15 protein-coding genes are annotated in these 16,810 nt (G+C 70.2%); 9 read left to right on the forward strand and 6 right to left on the reverse strand.

The window, feature by feature from the left end; genetic code table 11:
* The first annotated feature begins 403 nt into the window (after positions 1-403).
* On the forward strand, positions 404-1,081 hold the full coding sequence (locus ABT170_RS17070; protein ID WP_329943702.1) for a response regulator transcription factor: 678 nt from the start codon (positions 404-406) through the stop codon (positions 1,079-1,081).
* 152 nt (positions 1,082-1,233) lie between these two features.
* On the forward strand, positions 1,234-2,499 hold the full coding sequence (locus tag ABT170_RS17075; protein ID WP_329943701.1) for a sensor histidine kinase: 1,266 nt from the start codon (positions 1,234-1,236) through the stop codon (positions 2,497-2,499).
* Between the two features lie 60 nt (positions 2,500-2,559).
* On the opposite strand, the gene ABT170_RS17080 is transcribed toward ABT170_RS17075, so the two are convergent.
* On the reverse strand, positions 2,560-3,093 hold the full coding sequence (locus ABT170_RS17080; RefSeq protein WP_329943700.1) for a GtrA family protein: 534 nt from the start codon (positions 3,091-3,093) through the stop codon (positions 2,560-2,562).
* 174 nt (positions 3,094-3,267) lie between these two features.
* Here ABT170_RS17080 and ABT170_RS17085 point away from each other — a divergent pair, with 174 nt between their 5' ends.
* From ABT170_RS17085 to ABT170_RS17095, 3 genes are read left to right on the forward strand one after another with little or no spacing between them, the layout of a single operon-like run.
* Entirely contained in the window at positions 3,268-4,419 is a 1,152-nt protein-coding gene (locus ABT170_RS17085; RefSeq protein ID WP_443034308.1) for a 5-(carboxyamino)imidazole ribonucleotide synthase, read from the forward strand.
* Positions 4,416-4,988: a 5-(carboxyamino)imidazole ribonucleotide mutase gene (purE, locus tag ABT170_RS17090; protein WP_329943699.1), complete on the forward strand. Its 573-nt coding sequence runs from the start codon at positions 4,416-4,418 to the stop codon at positions 4,986-4,988. The genes ABT170_RS17085 and purE overlap by 4 nt, the downstream gene beginning before the upstream one ends.
* A gap of 7 nt (positions 4,989-4,995) precedes the next feature.
* A complete protein-coding gene (locus tag ABT170_RS17095) occupies positions 4,996-6,189 on the forward strand; it encodes a dipeptidase (protein ID WP_329943698.1) in 1,194 nt (397 codons plus the stop codon).
* A 122-nt stretch (positions 6,190-6,311) separates the two neighbouring features.
* Here the strand turns inward: ABT170_RS17095 and ABT170_RS17100 are convergent, their stop codons facing one another.
* The gene (locus tag ABT170_RS17100; RefSeq protein WP_351868134.1) at positions 6,312-6,683 is read right to left on the reverse strand and encodes a VOC family protein; all 372 of its coding nucleotides are present in this window, start codon (positions 6,681-6,683) and stop codon (positions 6,312-6,314) included.
* 108 nt (positions 6,684-6,791) lie between these two features.
* On the opposite strand from ABT170_RS17100, the gene ABT170_RS17105 reads away from it, so the two are divergent.
* The gene (locus ABT170_RS17105; RefSeq protein WP_351868137.1) at positions 6,792-7,325 is read left to right on the forward strand and encodes a CGNR zinc finger domain-containing protein; all 534 of its coding nucleotides are present in this window, start codon (positions 6,792-6,794) and stop codon (positions 7,323-7,325) included.
* 83 nt (positions 7,326-7,408) lie between these two features.
* Here ABT170_RS17105 and ABT170_RS17110 read toward each other — a convergent pair whose 3' ends face one another.
* A complete protein-coding gene (locus tag ABT170_RS17110) occupies positions 7,409-8,752 on the reverse strand; it encodes a UDP-glucose dehydrogenase family protein (RefSeq protein ID WP_329943695.1) in 1,344 nt (447 codons plus the stop codon).
* A gap of 208 nt (positions 8,753-8,960) precedes the next feature.
* Here ABT170_RS17110 and ABT170_RS17115 point away from each other — a divergent pair, with 208 nt between their 5' ends.
* Positions 8,961-10,118, forward strand: coding sequence for an acyl-CoA dehydrogenase family protein (locus ABT170_RS17115; RefSeq protein ID WP_329943923.1), 1,158 nt, complete (start codon positions 8,961-8,963; stop codon positions 10,116-10,118).
* A gap of 105 nt (positions 10,119-10,223) precedes the next feature.
* On the opposite strand, the gene ABT170_RS17120 is transcribed toward ABT170_RS17115, so the two are convergent.
* Entirely contained in the window at positions 10,224-11,519 is a 1,296-nt protein-coding gene (locus ABT170_RS17120; protein WP_329943694.1) for an LCP family protein, read from the reverse strand.
* Positions 11,520-11,637: 118 nt separating this feature from the next.
* Between ABT170_RS17120 and ABT170_RS17125 the strand changes: the two genes are divergently transcribed.
* Positions 11,638-12,186, forward strand: coding sequence for an acyl-CoA thioesterase (locus ABT170_RS17125; protein ID WP_329943693.1), 549 nt, complete (start codon positions 11,638-11,640; stop codon positions 12,184-12,186).
* Positions 12,187-12,261: 75 nt separating this feature from the next.
* Here ABT170_RS17125 and ABT170_RS17130 read toward each other — a convergent pair whose 3' ends face one another.
* A complete protein-coding gene (locus ABT170_RS17130) occupies positions 12,262-13,761 on the reverse strand; it encodes an LCP family protein (RefSeq protein ID WP_502970528.1) in 1,500 nt (499 codons plus the stop codon).
* A gap of 181 nt (positions 13,762-13,942) precedes the next feature.
* On the opposite strand from ABT170_RS17130, the gene ABT170_RS17135 reads away from it, so the two are divergent.
* The gene (locus tag ABT170_RS17135) at positions 13,943-14,965 is read left to right on the forward strand and encodes a glycosyltransferase family 2 protein (RefSeq protein WP_351868142.1); all 1,023 of its coding nucleotides are present in this window, start codon (positions 13,943-13,945) and stop codon (positions 14,963-14,965) included.
* Between the two features lie 127 nt (positions 14,966-15,092).
* Here the strand turns inward: ABT170_RS17135 and ABT170_RS17140 are convergent, their stop codons facing one another.
* Positions 15,093-16,805, reverse strand: a complete 1,713-nt coding sequence (locus ABT170_RS17140) for an LCP family protein (protein WP_329943691.1) — start codon at positions 16,803-16,805, stop codon at positions 15,093-15,095.
* Between the last annotated feature and the right edge of the window lie 5 nt (positions 16,806-16,810).

Raw genomic sequence — 16,810 nt, forward strand, 5'->3', positions numbered from 1 at the left:
CGCCTGGAAGGGGATTCGCCCCGTGCGCCGGACCCGGTTGGGGAGAGTCCGGCGCCGTGGGCGGGGGAAGAACCGCGTCGGGATCCACGCCCGGCGCGCGTCCTCGCGCTCCGGGCCCGGCCCACAGGTCATTCACTCACGTCAGGACTGGCGCTCGGCCAGCCCGCACACAAAAAAGACCTTTGGCGCTTAAAGCTGCCCAAAGGTCTTTGAGTAGTGCAACAGGCGTCGGGACACCATACGACACGCCACGCCCCGATATGAAAGGACATGAGATGTGGATCACAGGGATTAGTGGAATCGCAGTCGCATATTCGAAGGTTGCGAACCGCCTTTCGGGTCTGACCCGCAGGCCTTGGCGAGCGCCTCACTCCCAGCGGCCCGTGCGGTCTACCATCACCACATGACCCGTGTACTGCTCGCCGAGGACGACGCATCCATCTCGGAGCCACTGGCCCGCGCACTGCGTCGGGAGGGTTACGAGGTCGAGGTCCGCCAGGACGGTCCGACCGCGCTCGACGCCGGACTCCAGGGCGGTGTCGACCTGGTCGTCCTCGACCTGGGCCTGCCCGGGATGGACGGTCTCGAAGTCGCCCGCAGGCTCCGTGCCGATGGTCACACCGTGCCGATCCTGGTGCTGACCGCCCGCGCCGACGAGGTCGACACGGTGGTCGGGCTGGATGCCGGGGCCGACGACTACGTCACCAAGCCGTTCCGCCTCGCCGAACTCCTGGCCCGGGTCCGCGCCCTGCTGCGCCGCGGCGCCACCGAGCCCGCCGCGCAGCCCGCCACCCACGGGGTCAGGATCGATGTCGAGTCCCACCGGGCCTGGATGGGCGAGGAGGAGCTCCAGCTCACCGCGAAGGAGTTCGACCTGCTGCGGGTCCTGGTCCGGGACGCCGGCCGGGTCGTCACCCGCGACCAGCTGATGCGCGAGGTCTGGGACACCACGTGGTGGTCCTCCACCAAGACGCTCGACATGCACATCTCCTGGCTCCGCAAGAAGCTCGGCGACGACGCGGCCAACCCGCGCTACATCGCGACCGTCCGGGGCGTCGGCTTCCGGTTCGAGAAGAGCTGATCCGGGAAGAGCCGGTCCGGAGGAACCGATTCAGGACGGACGGGTGCGGGAAGGGCTGGTCCGGGAAGAGCTGGTCCGGGAAGTCCGGGATCCGAGAGCCGAGAGCCGTTCCGAGAGCCGTTCCGAGAAAGAGCTGACGAGGCGAAGCCCCCATGCGCCGTCGACTGATCAACTCCACGCTCGCCGTGGTGCTCGTCGTGATCGCCGTCTTCGGTGTCTCCCTGGTCATCGTGGAGACCCGCACCATCAGCGCGGGCGCCCAGGAGAGCGTGGACACCGAGGCGCTGCGGCTGATCAGCGTCGTCGAGAGCCGGCTGCTGGGCGAGGAACGGATCAACCCCCGGGTGCTGGCCGAGCAGGTCGACTCCAGCCGCTACGCGCTGGTCGAGATCCCCGGCCGCGACCCCATCGAGGTCGGGGAGCGCCCCACCGGGAATGTCATCCGCAGCTCGGAGCGGGGTGAGCAGGGCGAGAAGGTCACCGTCGAGGAGTCCCGCTCGGCCGTCACCCGTGAGGTCGGCCGGACCCTGCTGATCATCGGCGCGGTGGCGCTGCTCGCGATCGTCTCCGCGGTGCTCCTGGCCGTACGCCAGGCCAACAGGCTGGCCTCGCCCCTCACCGACCTCGCCGAGACCGCCGAACGCCTCGGCTCGGGCGACCCGCGCCCCCGCCACAAGCGCTACGGGGTGCCGGAGCTGGACCGGGTCGCCGATGTGCTGGACTCCTCGGCCGAGCGGATCGCCCGGATGCTGACGGCCGAGCGGCGGCTCGCCGCCGACGCCTCGCATCAGCTGCGCACCCCGCTCACCGCGCTCTCCATGAGGATCGAGGAGATCTCCGTCACCGACGACCCGGACACGGTGAAGGAGGAGGCGAACATCGCACTCACCCAGGTAGAGCGGCTCACCGACGTGGTGGAGCGGCTGCTGACCAACTCCCGGGACCCGCGTACGGGCTCCGCCGTCGTCTTCGATCTGGACGAGGTCGTCAAGCAGCAGATCGAGGAGTGGCGCCCCGCCTACCGCAGCGCGGGCCGGGCCATCGTCTGCTCGGGCAAGCACGGGATGCGGGCCGTCGGCACCCCCGGCGCGGTCGCCCAGGTCCTGGCGGCGCTGATCGAGAACTCCCTGATGCACGGCGGCGGCACCGTCGCCCTGCGGACCCGGGTCACCGGCAACCAGGCGGTCATCGAGGTGACGGACGAGGGCCCCGGCGTCCCCGCCGACCTCGGGGCCCGGATCTTCGAGCGCACCATCAGCGGCCGCAACTCCACGGGAATCGGCCTGGCCGTCGCCAGGGATCTCGCGGAGGCGGACGGCGGGCGGCTCGAACTGCTCCAGCAGCAGCCGGCGGTCTTCGCGCTCTTCCTCAGCCGGGTCGCGCTGAATCGCAAGGACCCGGACCGCCCGGTCCGCTGAGCGGCCACGCCCCTTCCGGTGAGCGGTCGCGCCCGGTCCGCCGGAAGCCCCCGCCCGGCGTCAGCGGCGTACGGGGTTCGGCGCGGCGGCGCCCGGGGTCATCGGGTCGGACGGTCCTCGCTGTTCCAGAAACTTCTCCGCGCTGAGCACGGCCTCCTCGGCGGGCAGCGCCTTGAACACCCAGGTGCGGTAGGACCAGAAGCGGAACAGCGTGGCGATCCCGATACCGAGGATCTTGAAGACATTGCTCTGGACCGGGCTGTTCCAGCCGAAGCCGTACGTCGCCGCGTACAGCACCCCGGTCTCGATGACCGCGCCCACCGCGCTGAACAGCAGGAACAGCATCAGTTCGCGGGTCCGGCCGGTCTTGTCACGGTCCCGGTAGGTCCAGTGTCGGAAGCCCACGTAGTTGAAGAGGATGGCGACACAGGTCGCCATCAGACCGGCCCGCACCACCGGAATGTCCGTGGTTCGCCAGATCAGGTTGGAGACGGCGATATTGACCACGAGGCCGAGCGCGCCGACCGCGCCGAACTTGGCGACCTCCCGGGCCAGCAGATCAAGCCGGGTCCGCAGTGCGCCCCGTTCGCTCATGGTGATCGCTCAGCCCCGTCCGTAGGTCTCGTCAACTCCGTCATGCTATCCAGCCCTCCCGTGTGATGCCTGTGTGATGCCTGTGAGCGGCGAAGATGCCGGTGTGATGCGGGTGATCGGGGGACGATCCGGACAGCGGCGGGGGAGTACCGGCACGGCGGATACCCTGGGAGCGTGACGTTCCCGGTAGTCGGCATGGTCGGCGGCGGTCAGCTCGCCCGTATGACCCACGAGGCGGGCATCCCCCTCGGCCTGAAATTCAAGCTCCTCAGTGACACTCCCCAGGACTCGGCCGCCCAGGTGGTGAACGAAGTCGTCATCGGCGACTATCGCGACCTGGACACGCTGCGTGCCTTCGCACAGGGCTGTGACGTGATCACCTTCGATCACGAACACGTCCCGACCGAGCACCTGCGTGCCCTGGAGGCGGACGGCATCCCCGTGCGCCCCGGCCCCGAGGCCCTGGTGCACGCCCAGGACAAGGGGGTGATGCGCGCCAAGCTCATGGAGATCGGTGTGCCCTGCCCCCGCCACCGCATCGTGAGCGACCCGGCCGATGCCGCGGCGTTCGCCGAGGAGGTCGGGGGTTTCCCCGTCGTCCTCAAGACCGTGCGCGGCGGCTACGACGGCAAGGGCGTGTGGGTGGTCCGCTCCGAGGCGGACGCCGCCGACCCGTTCCGGGCCGGTGTCCCGGTCCTGGCGGAGGAGAAGGTCGACTTCGTACGGGAGCTGGCGGCCAACATCGTCCGCTCGCCGCACGGCCAGGCCGTCGCCTACCCGGTCGTCGAGTCGATCCAGACCGACGGCGTCTGCGACACGGTCATCGCCCCGGCACCCGGACTCGACGAGAAGCTGGCCGGAGAGGCCCAGCAGCTCGCGCTGCGCATCGCGGCCGAGCTCGGCGTCGTCGGCCACCTCGCGGTGGAGCTGTTCGAGACCCGGGGACCCGACGGGAAGCCCGGCATCCTGGTCAACGAACTGGCGATGCGCCCGCACAACTCCGGGCACTGGACCCAGGACGGCGCGATCACCTCGCAGTTCGCCAACCACGTGCGGGCCGTCCTGGACCTGCCGCTGGGCGACCCGCGCCCGCGCGCCCCCTGGACCGTCATGTGCAACGTCCTGGGCGGCGACTACCCGGACATGTACCAGGCGTATCTGCACTGCATGGCCCGCGACCCGCAGCTCAAGATCCATATGTACGGCAAGGACGTGAAGCCCGGCCGCAAGGTCGGACATGTCAACACCTACGGCGACGATCTGGCGGACGTGCGGGAGCGCGCCCGGCACGCGGCCGACTACCTGCGAGGAACGATCACCGAATGACTTCCCCCGGCACCGCCACCGGCACCCCCGCGGGCACCTCTCCCGCCACCGGTCCCGTCATCGGCATCGTCATGGGCTCGGACTCCGACTGGCCCGTGATGGAAGCGGCCGCGAAGGCGCTCGACGAGTTCGAGATCCCGTACGAGGTCGATGTCGTCTCCGCGCACCGCATGCCGCGCGAAATGATCGCGTACGGCGAGCGGGCGGCCGGCCGCGGGCTCAAGGCGATCATCGCGGGCGCGGGCGGCGCGGCGCACCTGCCCGGCATGCTGGCCTCCGTCACCCCGCTGCCCGTCATCGGTGTTCCGGTTCCGCTGAAGTACCTGGACGGCATGGACAGCCTGCTCTCCATCGTGCAGATGCCCGCCGGGATTCCCGTCGCCACCGTCTCGGTCGGCGGAGCGCGCAACGCGGGCCTGCTCGCCGCGCGCGTCCTCGCCGCCCATGACGACGAGCTCCGGACCCGGATGGAGGACTTCCTCCAGGAGCTCAACGACCAGGCGACCGAGAAGGGCAGAAGACTGCGCTCCAAGGTAGAGGGTTCCGATTCCTTCGGCTTCGGAAAGTAGGCGCCCGGTGGACCACCTGGACCGGGCCCGGGAGATCCTCGCCGCCCACCCCGTCGTCGACGGCCACAACGACCTGCCGTGGGCGCTGCGCGAGCAGGTCGGCTACGACCTCGACGCACGCGACATCGCCACCGACCAGACCGGCCTCCTGCACACCGACATCCCCCGGCTGCGGGCCGGCGGTGTCGGCGCGCAGTTCTGGTCGGTCTACGTGCGTACGGACATGCGCGGCGACGAAGCCGTCAGCGCCACCCTCGAACAGATCGACGTGGTCGCCGAACTGCTGGCCCGCCACCCCCAGCATCTGCGGCGCGCGCTGAGCGCCGATGACATGGAGCGCGCCCGCGCCGAGGGCCGGATCGCCTCCCTGATGGGCGCCGAGGGCGGCCACTCCATCAACAACTCGCTGGGTACCCTGCGCGGCCTGTACCGGCTCGGCGTCCGCTACATGACGCTGACCCACAACGACAACATCGACTGGGCGGACTCGGCGACCGACTCCCCGCGCCTCGGCGGCCTCTCGAAGTTCGGCCGCGAGGTCGTACGGGAGATGAACCGCATCGGCATGCTGGTCGACCTCTCCCATGTCGCGGCCACCACGATGCGGGACGCGCTCGCCACCAGCACCGCGCCGGTGATCTTCTCGCACTCCTCCGCCCGGTCGGTCTGCGACCACCCGCGCAACATCCCGGACGACGTGCTGGGCGCGCTGCGGGCCAACGGCGGTGTCGCCATGGCGACGTTCGTCCCGAAGTTCGTGCTGCCCGCGGCCGGTGCCTGGACGCTGGCCGCCGACCGGAACATGCGTGAGCACGGCCTGCACCACTTGGACACCACCCCGCAGGCCATGCGTGTCCACGAGGACTTCGAGGCGGCCTACCCCCGCCCGGTGGCCACCGTGGCGACCATCGCCGACCACCTCGACCACATGCGCGCGGTCGCCGGTGTCGACCACATCGGCATCGGCGGCGACTACGACGGCACGGCGTTCCTGCCGCGGGGTCTGGAGGATGTCTCCGGCTACCCGCGCCTGATCGCCGAACTCCTCGCCCGCGGCTGGTCGGAGACCGACGTGGCCAAGCTGACCTGGCGGAACGCCGTACGGGTGCTGCGGGACGCGGAAGCCGTCGCCCGGGACATCCAGACCCGGCGCGGCCCGTCGCACGCCACGATCGACGATCTGGACGGCCCGGTCGTCTGACCCGTGGTCGCGGGGGCCGGGTCCGGACGGGACCCGGCCCCCGCACACGTACGACGGCCGGGCCGGTCGAGCGCCGGGACACCCCGGCCGTCAGGCGGCCGTCCGGCCGAACCGTCCGGCCGTCAGGCGGCGCACAGACAGAACGGGTGACCGGCGGGGTCCGCGTACACCCGGAACGACCGCTGCCGGTCCGCCGCGTCCAGCACCCGCGCCCCCAGCGCGAGCACCTCGCTCTCCGCCGCGTCCAGATCCGGCACGGTCAGGTCCAGGTGGAACTGCTGGGAGCCGTCCGCGTGCGGCCAGCGCGGCGGTACGAAGCCGGGCGCCGCCTGGAACGCGAGCGGAGTGCCGGTGCCGCCGGAGAGCTCCACCCAGCTGTCCCCGGAGTCCTCGACCCTCTTGACGGCGCCGCCCAGCACGGCGGCGTAGAAACCGGCGAGCGCGACGGGATCGGGGCAGTCCAGTACGACGGTGCCCAAGGTGGCGATGGCCATGATGCTTCTCCTCCAGGGTCGGAACCGGGCGTCCAAGTGGTTACCTGTAAAGCGGTTCAATGGGTAACCGTTACCCCATGCTCCCGTATCGGGGGTAACGTCGCAACCATGAATGAGCGGGCCGCCGCACCCGGAGCACTCGTACTGATCGAGGACCTGGTGAACACGCTGAACATCGAGACCGGCGCGGATGCCCTGGACACCGCGGATGGCCGCGCCGCGTACGGCCTCACCGCGGCCGAGGTACCCGCCGCCCGTGAGCTGCGCGAGGCGCTGCGCGGCGCCTGTCTGGCCCACGCGGGCCACCGGCCCCCCGCGGGCGCGTCGGCGCGGCCCCCGCTCGACGGACTGCTGGCCGCGGCGCCACTGCGCGTATCGGTGGACGCGGCGGGCGCGGCGGCGCTCCGGCCCGTCACCGCCGCCTCCGGGTCCACCGGCGCGGCGGCCCTCACCGCGCGGGTCGCCGAGGCCATCGCCGCCGCGGCGGCCGACGGGACCTGGCCGCGGCTCAAGGCCTGCGAGGCGGAGGACTGCCGCTGGGTCTACTACGACCGCAGCCCGGCGGGACGACGCCGCTGGTGCTCCATGTCCGTGTGCGGGGCCCGCGCCAAGATGCGTACGTACCGGGCCAGGCGCGGCTGAGGGCAGCCGCGCGCCGGGCCGCGACCCGGGCCCCGGCACCCCGGGGCCTTCGGGCAGCCGTGACCCGGGACCGGCGTCCTCAGTCAGGCCTTCGGACGGCCCATCGCCCGGTAGGTCCAGCCGGCCTCGCGCCACACCGAGCTGTCCAGCGCGTTGCGGCCGTCCAGGATGATCCGGTGGGACGCGACCTCGCCCAGCGCCGCCGGGTCCAGCTCGCGGAACTCGCGCCACTCCGTGAGGTGCAGCACCACATCCGCGCCGCGCACGGCGTCCAGCGCCGAGTCCGCGTAGCCGAGCGTCGGGAACAGCCGCCGGGCGTTGTCCATGCCCTTCGGGTCGAAGACCGTGACCTGGCCGCCCTGGAGGTGGATCTGCCCGGCCACGTTCAGGGCGGGCGAGTCCCGTACGTCGTCGGAGTCCGGCTTGAACGTCGCGCCCAGCACCGCCACCCGCCTGCCCAGGAAGGAGCTGCCGCCCACTGCCTCCCGGGCGAGCTCCACCATGTGGCCGCGGCGCCGCATGTTGATGGAGTCGACCTCGCGGAGGAAGGTCAGCGCCTGGTCCGCGCCCAGCTCACCGGCGCGCGCCATGAACGCCCGGATGTCCTTGGGCAGACAGCCTCCCCCGAACCCGATCCCGGCCCGCAGGAACTTCTTCCCGATCCGCTCGTCGTACCCGATCGCCTCGGCCAGCTTCACCACATCGCCGTCGGCGGCCTCGCAGACCTCGGCCATGGCGTTGATGAACGAGATCTTGGTCGCGAGGAAGGAGTTGGCGGAGGTCTTCACCAGCTCGGCGGTCGGGAAGTCGGTCACCACGAACGGCGACCCCTCGGCGATCGGAGCCGCGTACACCTCGCGCAGCAGCTTCTCGGCCCCCTCGCTCGCCACGCCGACGACGAGCCGGTCGGGGTGCAGAGTGTCCCGCACGGCGAAGCCCTCGCGCAGGAACTCCGGATTCCAGGCCAGCTCGGCGGCCCGGCCCACCGGCGCCAGCTCCGCGAGCCGGGCGGCCAGCCGGGCGGCGGAGCCCACCGGCACGGTCGACTTCCCGACGACGAGGGCGGGCCGCGTGAGATGCGGTGCGAGCGACTCGAAGGCGCTGTCCACGTAGCTCATGTCGCAGGCGTACTCGCCGTGCTTCTGCGGTGTGTTCACACAGACGAAGTGGACGTCGCCGAAGGCACCCACCTCCTCCCAGGAGGTGGTGAACCGCAGCCGGCCGGTGGAGCCCTCGATGCCCTCGACATGCTTCTGGAGGATCTCCTCCAGCCCCGGTTCGTACATCGGCACCCTGCCGGCCGAGAGCAGTGCGATCTTCTCCGGCACGACGTCCAGTCCGAGGACTTCGAAGCCCAGCTCCGCCATGGCCGCGGCATGGGTGGCGCCGAGGTAGCCGGTGCCGATCACGGTGATCCTGAGGGCCATGGAGTGCTCCTGGAGAGGTGGACGGACATGCGGAGCCGAGCATAGTCGGGCCTCCTGCCACGGGAATTTCCCTCTCCATTTGCCCTGGGTATCCCATATGCCCCACCCCTGTCGTGAAGCTCACTCGTCGTTCTCGTAGGCCATCGCGCGGCCGGGCCACTAAAATTGGGTTACTTAACGGTAGTTAGCACCCTGGGGAGTGAGCGTCTTGGCGGGTTCGACCGATTTCGACCTGTACCGTCCGGCGGAGGAGCACGACATGCTCCGCGAGACGATCCGTTCCCTCGCCGAGGCGAAGATCGCCCCGTTCGCCGCCGCGGTGGACGAGGAGGGCCGCTTCCCGCAGGAGGCGCTGGACGCCCTGGTCGCCTCGGACCTGCACGCCGTCCATGTCCCGGAGGAGTACGGCGGCGCGGGTGCCGACGCCCTGGCCACGGTCATCGTGATCGAGGAGGTGGCCCGCGCCTGCGCGTCCTCCTCCCTCATCCCCGCCGTGAACAAGCTGGGTTCGCTCCCGGTGATCCTCTCCGGTTCCGAGGCGCTGAAGAAGAAGTACCTGGGCCCGCTCGCCAAGGGCGACGCGATGTTCTCGTACGCGCTCTCCGAGCCGGACGCGGGATCGGACGCGGCGGGCATGAAGACCAAGGCCGTCCGCGACGGTGACTTCTGGGTCCTCAACGGGGTGAAGCGCTGGATCACCAACGCGGGCGTCTCCGAGTACTACACGGTCATGGCCGTCACCGACCCGACCAAGCGCTCCAAGGGCATCTCGGCCTTCGTGGTCGAGAAGTCGGACGAGGGCGTCTCCTTCGGCGCCCCGGAGAAGAAGCTCGGCATCAAGGGCTCCCCGACCCGCGAGGTCTACCTCGACAACGTCCGTATCCCCGCCGACCGCATGATCGGCGAGGAGGGCACCGGCTTCGCCACCGCGATGAAGACCCTGGACCACACCCGCATCACGATCGCGGCCCAGGCCATCGGCATCGCCCAGGGCGCCCTGGACTACGCCAAGGGCTACGTCCAGGAGCGCAAGCAGTTCGGCAAGCCGATCGCCGACTTCCAGGGCATCCAGTTCATGCTGGCCGACATGGCGATGAAGCTGGAGGCGGCCCGCCAGCTCACCTACGCGGCAGCCGCCAAGTCCGAGCGCCTCGACGGCGACCTCACCTTCTTCGGCGCCGCGGCCAAGTGCTTCGCCTCCGACGTGGCGATGGAGGTCACCACGGACGCGGTCCAGCTGCTCGGCGGCTACGGCTACACGCGGGACTACCCGGTGGAGCGGATGATGCGCGACGCGAAGATCACCCAGATCTACGAAGGCACGAACCAGGTCCAGCGGATCGTCATGGCCCGCAACCTGCCGTAGCGGGGTTCCGGATCCTGCCCCGGCGCAGGGCTCCGGACCGCGTCCGAACCGCACAAGAGGTACGGCCCCCGGCATGACGCCGGGGGCCGTTCGCGGTGCCTGCCGTCAGTTTTCGGTGACGGTGACCTTCTCGTCGTTCTTGAGCTGCTGGACGAGCTGCTTGACCTTTTCCTTGTCCCAGACCAGGTTCCCGCCGACGCTGCCCGAGATCGGCATGTTCATCGAGGTGCCGTCGCCGCCCGTGACGCCCTTCATCGCGAAGAACATCTGGCCCAGCGACCAGAGCGACATGTCCTTGTCCACGATCAGCGTGTCCAGGCCCGCGCCCATCGTCGGGTACAGCGTGAACGGGTTGAGGATCGTGGACGCCGTCGCCGTCTGGCTCGCCAGCGCCGCGAGGAACTTCTGCTGGTTCTTCGTACGGTCGAGGTCGCTGCCCGCGAACGCGTACCGGGTACGGACGAAGGCGAGGGACTGCTCGCCGTTCAGCGTCTGCTTGCCCGCCTGGAAGTCGGCACCGGACTTCTTGTCCTTGAACGCCTTGGGGATGTCCAGCTCCACCCCGCCGATCGCGTCCACGATCTTGGCGAAGCCGCCGAAGCCGATCTCGACGTAGTGGTCGATGCGCAGCCCGGTGTTGAACTCGACGGTCCGGACCAGCAGTTCGGGGCCGTCCTCGGCGTACGCCGCGTTCAGCTTGACGGTCCGGCCCCTGCCCTCGTACTTCTTGCCCGACTCCGAGCCCACGAACGAGGGGATCTCGACGTTCGAGTCGCGCGGCAGGGAGACCAGCGTCGGGCCGTTGGATCCGTCGTGCAGGATCATCATCGAGTCGGTCCGCTTGCCCTCGGCGGAACCGGTGTGGAGCTTCTTCTTGTCCTCGGCCGTCATGCCGGCCCGGCTGTCGGAGCCGACGATCAGGTAGTTCGTGCCGTCGCCGCCCTCGGGCCGCTCGATGACCTTGGAGAGGTCGACCTCGCGCTTGAGCTTGGAGTCGGCCCAGAAGTACGTGGAGATGGAGACGGCGAGCACGACGACCACCAGGGTCAGCGCGCCCACCTTGATCCGGCGGCGCCAGTCGGGAGCGGGGCGGCCCTGGACGTAACCGCCGTCGCCTCCGCCACCGCGTCGGCCACCACCGCCACCGCCACCGCCGTGGCCGGAGCCGCCGCCGTAGACCTGGCCCGTGTTGTAGCCGCTGTCGTAGGAGGAATCACCTTCGCGACCGCCGTAGCGGTCGTCGTACCCCTGGCCCTGCGGCGGTACCTGCGGTGCCCGCGGCGGGGCCGGTCGACGCTGGATGTGCGGCATCGCGCGGGCGCTTTCGGGCTGGGGGCTCGCACTGCCCTGCCCGTAGCGGTCGCTGCGGTCACCGGTCCGTCGATCGGGCCAATCGTTCATGTCGACCAGTGTGCCGTCCGGGCGCGTCGTTATTACAGGGTGTAAGGGAAATCGGTCCAGGGCTGTTGCCAAGCTGATGCATTCCGCGGGACACAAGCCCGCGCATAAGGTGGAGGGCATGACAGATCAGGCCCCGCACCCGGAGGGTGAGATTCCGGGCAAGCCGACCGCGGCTTCCCGGACCACCCTCAGCCACATCATGACCGGAAACGACACCAACCTGCTGGGTACGGTGCACGGCGGCGTGATCATGAAACTTGTCGACGACGCCGCGGGCGCCGTGGCCGGCCGGCACTCCGGAGGACCGGCCGTGACCGCGTCGATGGACGAGATGGTCTTCCTGGAGCCGGTGCGCGTAGGCGACCTCGTCCATGTGCGTGCCCAGGTGAACTGGACCGGCCGCTCCTCCATGGAGGTCGGCGTCCGTGTGATGGCCGAGCGCTGGAACGAGTCGACCCCCGCGCAGCAGGTCGGCAGCGCCTACTTGGTGTTCGCCGCCGTCGACGGGGACGGCAAGCCGCGCGCCGTACCGCAGGTGATCCCGGAGACGGAGCGCGACAAGCGGCGCTACCAGGAGGCCCAGATCCGGCGCACGCACCGGCTGGCCCGGCGCCGCGCGATCAAGGAACTGCGCGAGAGGCGCGTGGCCGACGGCATCGACGACTGACCGGTCACGGGCGGACCGCCTCGGCCGGACGAACCGCCGGCACCGGCACCGGCACCGAGGTCCCCGCGGGCACGGTCACGGGCAGACCACCTCGTCTCCCGTCACCGTGCCGAACTGTCCCTGCTCCGGGTTCTCCGACCGCACCCGCTGCACCGTGCCGAAGTCCGCGCCGGCCGTCACCTTCATCGTGCCGCCCTGCCCCTTCACCGCCCTCAGCTCGCTCCCGGGCAGCGCGGTGGCGAGGGACTTCGCCGACCGGTCCCACCGGGGGTCGTACGTCACCAGCGTCCGCTTCAGATCGCGCAGCTCCCCGTTGAGCGGGGCGCCCGAGGTGTTGAACCCGGTGGCGCGCAGCGCCGCGTCCACCTCCTTGCCGAGGCCGTCCTTCAAGGTTCCGTTGTAGACCTGCACCCGGATCTGCTGCGGTGCCACATCGACCGGCGTCGCCTTCGGCAGCGCCGGCCTGCCCGGCTTGTGCGGGGCGAGCGGCTTGTCGTCGCGCAGCGCCCGGAACAGCTTCTTCGACTTCTTCTCGTCCCACCGCACCGTGGAGCCGATGCCCTGGACGGGGAAGCTGACGTTCCCCACCGGTACGGAGGTGAACTCGGAGGAGGCCGGACTGAAGCCGCGCATCGCCTTGCCGAGGGCCAGCATCTGCTCCGTACCGAACTCCTTGTCGGCCCGCAGCGAGCTGAGCACGGACGAGGAGACCTGCTGGAACTTCACCGGGTTCAGCAGTACCCCGCTGCTGGTGGCCTGTTTGATCAGCGCCGCCATGAACTTCTGCTGGCGCTGCATCCGGCCCAGGTCGGAGGCCCCGTCGATATGCCGGGACCGTACGTACTGAAGGGCCTGGCCGCCGTCCAGCTCATGGGTGCCGGCCGCCAGATCGAGCCCGGTGTACGAGTCCTTCATCGGTCCGGCCGTACAGATCTTCACCCCGCCGAGGGTGTCGACCGTCTTCATGAAGCTGGTGAAGTCGACCTCCAGATAGTGGTCGATCTTGACGCCGGTCATGTGCTCGACGGTCCGTACGGTCAGGGTCGGCCCGCCCTCCGCGTACGCCGCGTTCAGTTTCACCGGATGGGTGGCGTGGTGCTTGCCCGTGTTCCGGTCGGTGTGCTCGGGGACCTCGGCGTAGCTGTCGCGGGGGAGGCTGACGACGCTCGCCCGCTCCTTGTCGGCCGACAGATGCACCAGCATGATCGTGTCGGTGCAGTGGCAGGGGGCGCCGCCCAGCCGGTACTTCTTCTTCTCCTCCGCGGTGATCCTGTCGCGGCCGTCGGTCCCGACCAGCAGCAGATTCATGCCGTGGCCCCCGGCGGGGCGGTTCTTCATGTCCTTGAACGGGTCGACGCGATTGATCCCCGTCTCCAGACTGCTGACCATGGCATGGCCGATCCCCCCGGCGCCCAGCACGAGCACGGAGAGGCCGGTGGCCACCCGCATGCCCCAGCGGGGCCGTTCGTCCTGCTTCCGGCTCCGGGTGCGGGGACCGGAGCGCTGCGGGGGTCTGCGCTGCGGGGGAGTGGTGCGGGGGTGCGGCGGTCGGGACGGTCGGTGAGGCGTGGGCACGGGGGGACACCTCCGCGGTGCAAGGGGGACCGTTCGCACCGTAGGCCCATACGATCTGCATAACGGGCCATGAGCCGGCGGCGCGCGACCCTATCCCCCATTCGCGGTAACGTGGCGGCCGAATAACGACGCCTTGCGGGGTGGGAAACCCCTGGCGCCCCCGAGGACCCCCGAGGACCACATGTCTGCCGCGCAGCACCCCGCCGTCTCCGTGATCATGCCGGTACTCAACGAGGAACGCCATCTCAGGAACTCGGTCCGGCACATCCTGGAGCAGGAGTACGCAGGTGAGATGGAGATCGTCATCGCGCTCGGCCCCTCCACGGACCGGACCGACGAGATCGCCGCGGAGCTCGTCGCGGAGGACCCCCGGGTCCACACCGTGCCCAATCCCACGGGCCGTACCCCTGCCGCCCTCAACGCCGCGATCGAGGCTTCCGGTCACCCGATCGTGGTACGGGTCGACGGGCACGGCATGCTCTCGCCGAACTACATCGCGACCGCGGTCCGGCTGCTGGAGGAGACCGGTGCGCAGAACGTCGGCGGCATCATGCACGCCGAGGGCGAGAACGCCTGGGAGGACGCCGTCGCCGCCGCGATGACCTCGAAGATCGGCGTCGGCAACGCGGCCTTCCACACGGGCGGCCAGGCCGGTCCGGCCGAGACGGTATACCTGGGCGTCTTCCGCCGCGAGGCCCTGGAGCGGGCGGGCGGCTACAACGTGGAGTTCATCCGTGCCCAGGACTGGGAGCTGAACTTCCGCATCCGCGAGGCGGGCGGCCTGATCTGGTTCTCGCCCGAGCTGAAGGTCCAGTACCGCCCACGTCCCTCCGTGCGGGCGCTCGCCAAGCAGTACAAGGACTACGGCCGTTGGCGCCATGTTGTCGCCCGCTACCACTCGGGCTCGATCAACCTGCGCTACCTGGCCCCGCCGACCGCCGTCTGCGCCATCGCGGCGGGCATCGTGGTGGGCGCCGCCGTCACCCCGTGGGCCTTCGTCGTCCCGGCCGGTTATGTCGCGGCCATCGCGGCCGGGTCACTGCCCGCGGGGAAGGGTCTGCCGCTGAAGGCCCGTGCCCAGATCCCGGTGGCCCTCGCCACCATGCACATGTCCTGGGGGTACGGCTTCCTCACCAGCCCCCGCTCCCTGGCGCGGAAGGTCATCGCCAGCCGCCGCCCGGAGGCTCCCCGGCAGACCGTCTGACGCCGAATCCGGCCCCGCGCCGCCGGAACGACGACGTACGACGAAGGGAGGGGCCCCACCGTTCGCGGTGGGGCCCCTCCCTTCGTCCGGTCGCGGCCGGCCGGGCGGGCCGTACGGTCGCTGCCGGTCAGGACCAGATGTAGTTCGGGTTGACCTTCATGCACGCCTCTTCCTCGCCGTTGAGCGCCTCGGCCGAGTCCGGGGTCTTCTCCTGGCCCTTGGGCGCGGGGTAGGCCCCGTTTTCACGCCAGTCGGCTCCCACCGCGAGTGAGATGCCCGAGACATCGGTGGACTTCTTCACCAGCGAGACCGGGATGCCGAGTGCCTTGGCGACCGCCTGGGCATCGCCCTCCATATCGGCGCTCGGGTACAGGATCCCGGTCCGAGCCGCTCCGGTCATGTTCTGCGAGTCGACCGTGGCCTTCGCGAACCCGGCGTCCTTCAGCGTCCTCACCACCGCGGCGGCACGGCCCCCTGCCGAGCCGAGGGTGTCGGAGCGGGTCGCGTTGCGCACACTGACCGCGATCTCGCCGACCGGTGCGGAGGGGTCCTTGGCGACCGTCGCCTTGCGCTTGGACGCCTTGCCGTCGAGCGGGATGTCCTCGCGCACCATCCGGAACAGCTGCTCGGCGTCACCCGCCTTGGGGAACACCCGGCCCTTCAGCGTGCCCGTGCCGTACACATTCGGCATGGTCGACATGGTGATGCGCTTGGTCGGGACCTTCTTGAGCTCCTCGGCCAGGTCGTACAGCTTCTTGACCGTGTCGAGGCCCTTGTCGACCGTCAGCGCGTCGGTGGCGGCCTCGGCGAGGTTCATCAGCTTCGCGGGGTCCGTCAGCTTGGTGCCCTTGCGCAGCTCGCGGACCATCGAGTTCATGTACTGGTGCTGGGCCTTGGCCCGGCCGAGGTCGGTGTTGTCCTCGAAGCCGTACCGGGTGCGCAGCCACTGGAGCGCCTGCTTGCCCTTGATGGACGTGGTGCCCTTCTCCAGCTTCAGCCCGGACCCCTTGCCGTCGCTGGAGCGCGATTCGATGTTGGCGTCGACGCAGACGGGGACGCCGCCGATCGCGTCGGCCATCGAGACCACGCCCGCGAAGTCGATCATCATGAAGTGGTCGATCGTGATGCCGGTGAGTTCGTACCAGGTGGCCACCGTGCAGCCGGGGCCGCCGCGGCCCAGGCTCGCGTTGGTCTGTACGTCGCCCGTGCTGGCCGGATACACCTTGTTCGTCTTGGGATCGGTGCACTTGGGCATCTTCAGCATCGTGTCGCGCGGCATGCTGACCACCGAGAGATTGCTGCGGTCCGCTGAGAGATGGAGCAGCATCTGCACATCCGCGAGCGGCTGGGCGCCGAAGGTCTCCTTCGCGCCGCCGAGCTTCTGGTTCTCCTTGGAGTCCCGCGCGTCGGAGCCGATGAGCAGGATGTTCAGCGGGGTCTGACCGGCGGCGTTGGCCTTGTGATCGGCCATCTTCTTGTCGCCGAGGGTCAGGTCCTCTTTCTTGATGTTGCCGTTGAGGTGCTCGTAGTAGAGATAGCCGGCGCCACCGGCACCGAGTATCAACAGGGCGAGCACGGACGCGACCCAGCGCAGTATGCGTCGTTTGCCGCGTTTGGCCGCGCGTCGGCCGCGACGGTGGGGCCCGCCGCCCCGGTGCCCGCTCCCGGATGAACCGGAATGGTTGCCTCCGCCGGCGTTCCGGCCTCGGCCCCTCTCCTTGCTTCCGCTCCCGCTTCCGCCCTCGCCGTCACCCTCGTAGAGACTCTCGTCCCAGCCGAGTTGATCGGCATGCCGGACGCGTGGCCGCGTCCCCTCCCCGGGCGTGCTGCTCCGTCCCACCGGAT

It is taken from the genome of Streptomyces sp. NPDC001787, from assembly GCF_040297465.1.
GTDB lineage: Bacteria > Actinomycetota > Actinomycetes > Streptomycetales > Streptomycetaceae > Streptomyces.

Bases quoted from the DNA above. Each gene is read 5' to 3' on its own strand.
- ABT170_RS17070 (WP_329943702.1), top strand. From the start codon at position 404: ATGACCCGTGTACTGCTCGCCGAGGACGACGCATCCATCTCGGAGCCA.
- ABT170_RS17075 (WP_329943701.1), top strand. From the start codon at position 1,234: ATGCGCCGTCGACTGATCAACTCCACGCTCGCCGTGGTGCTCGTCGTG.
- ABT170_RS17080 (WP_329943700.1), bottom strand. From the start codon at position 3,093: ATGAGCGAACGGGGCGCACTGCGGACCCGGCTTGATCTGCTGGCCCGG.
- purE (WP_329943699.1), top strand. From the start codon at position 4,416: ATGACTTCCCCCGGCACCGCCACCGGCACCCCCGCGGGCACCTCTCCC.
- ABT170_RS17100 (WP_351868134.1), bottom strand. From the start codon at position 6,683: ATGGCCATCGCCACCTTGGGCACCGTCGTACTGGACTGCCCCGATCCC.
- ABT170_RS17105 (WP_351868137.1), top strand. From the start codon at position 6,792: ATGAATGAGCGGGCCGCCGCACCCGGAGCACTCGTACTGATCGAGGAC.
- ABT170_RS17110 (WP_329943695.1), bottom strand. From the start codon at position 8,752: ATGGCCCTCAGGATCACCGTGATCGGCACCGGCTACCTCGGCGCCACC.
- ABT170_RS17120 (WP_329943694.1), bottom strand. From the start codon at position 11,519: ATGAACGATTGGCCCGATCGACGGACCGGTGACCGCAGCGACCGCTAC.
- ABT170_RS17125 (WP_329943693.1), top strand. From the start codon at position 11,638: ATGACAGATCAGGCCCCGCACCCGGAGGGTGAGATTCCGGGCAAGCCG.
- ABT170_RS17135 (WP_351868142.1), top strand. From the start codon at position 13,943: ATGTCTGCCGCGCAGCACCCCGCCGTCTCCGTGATCATGCCGGTACTC.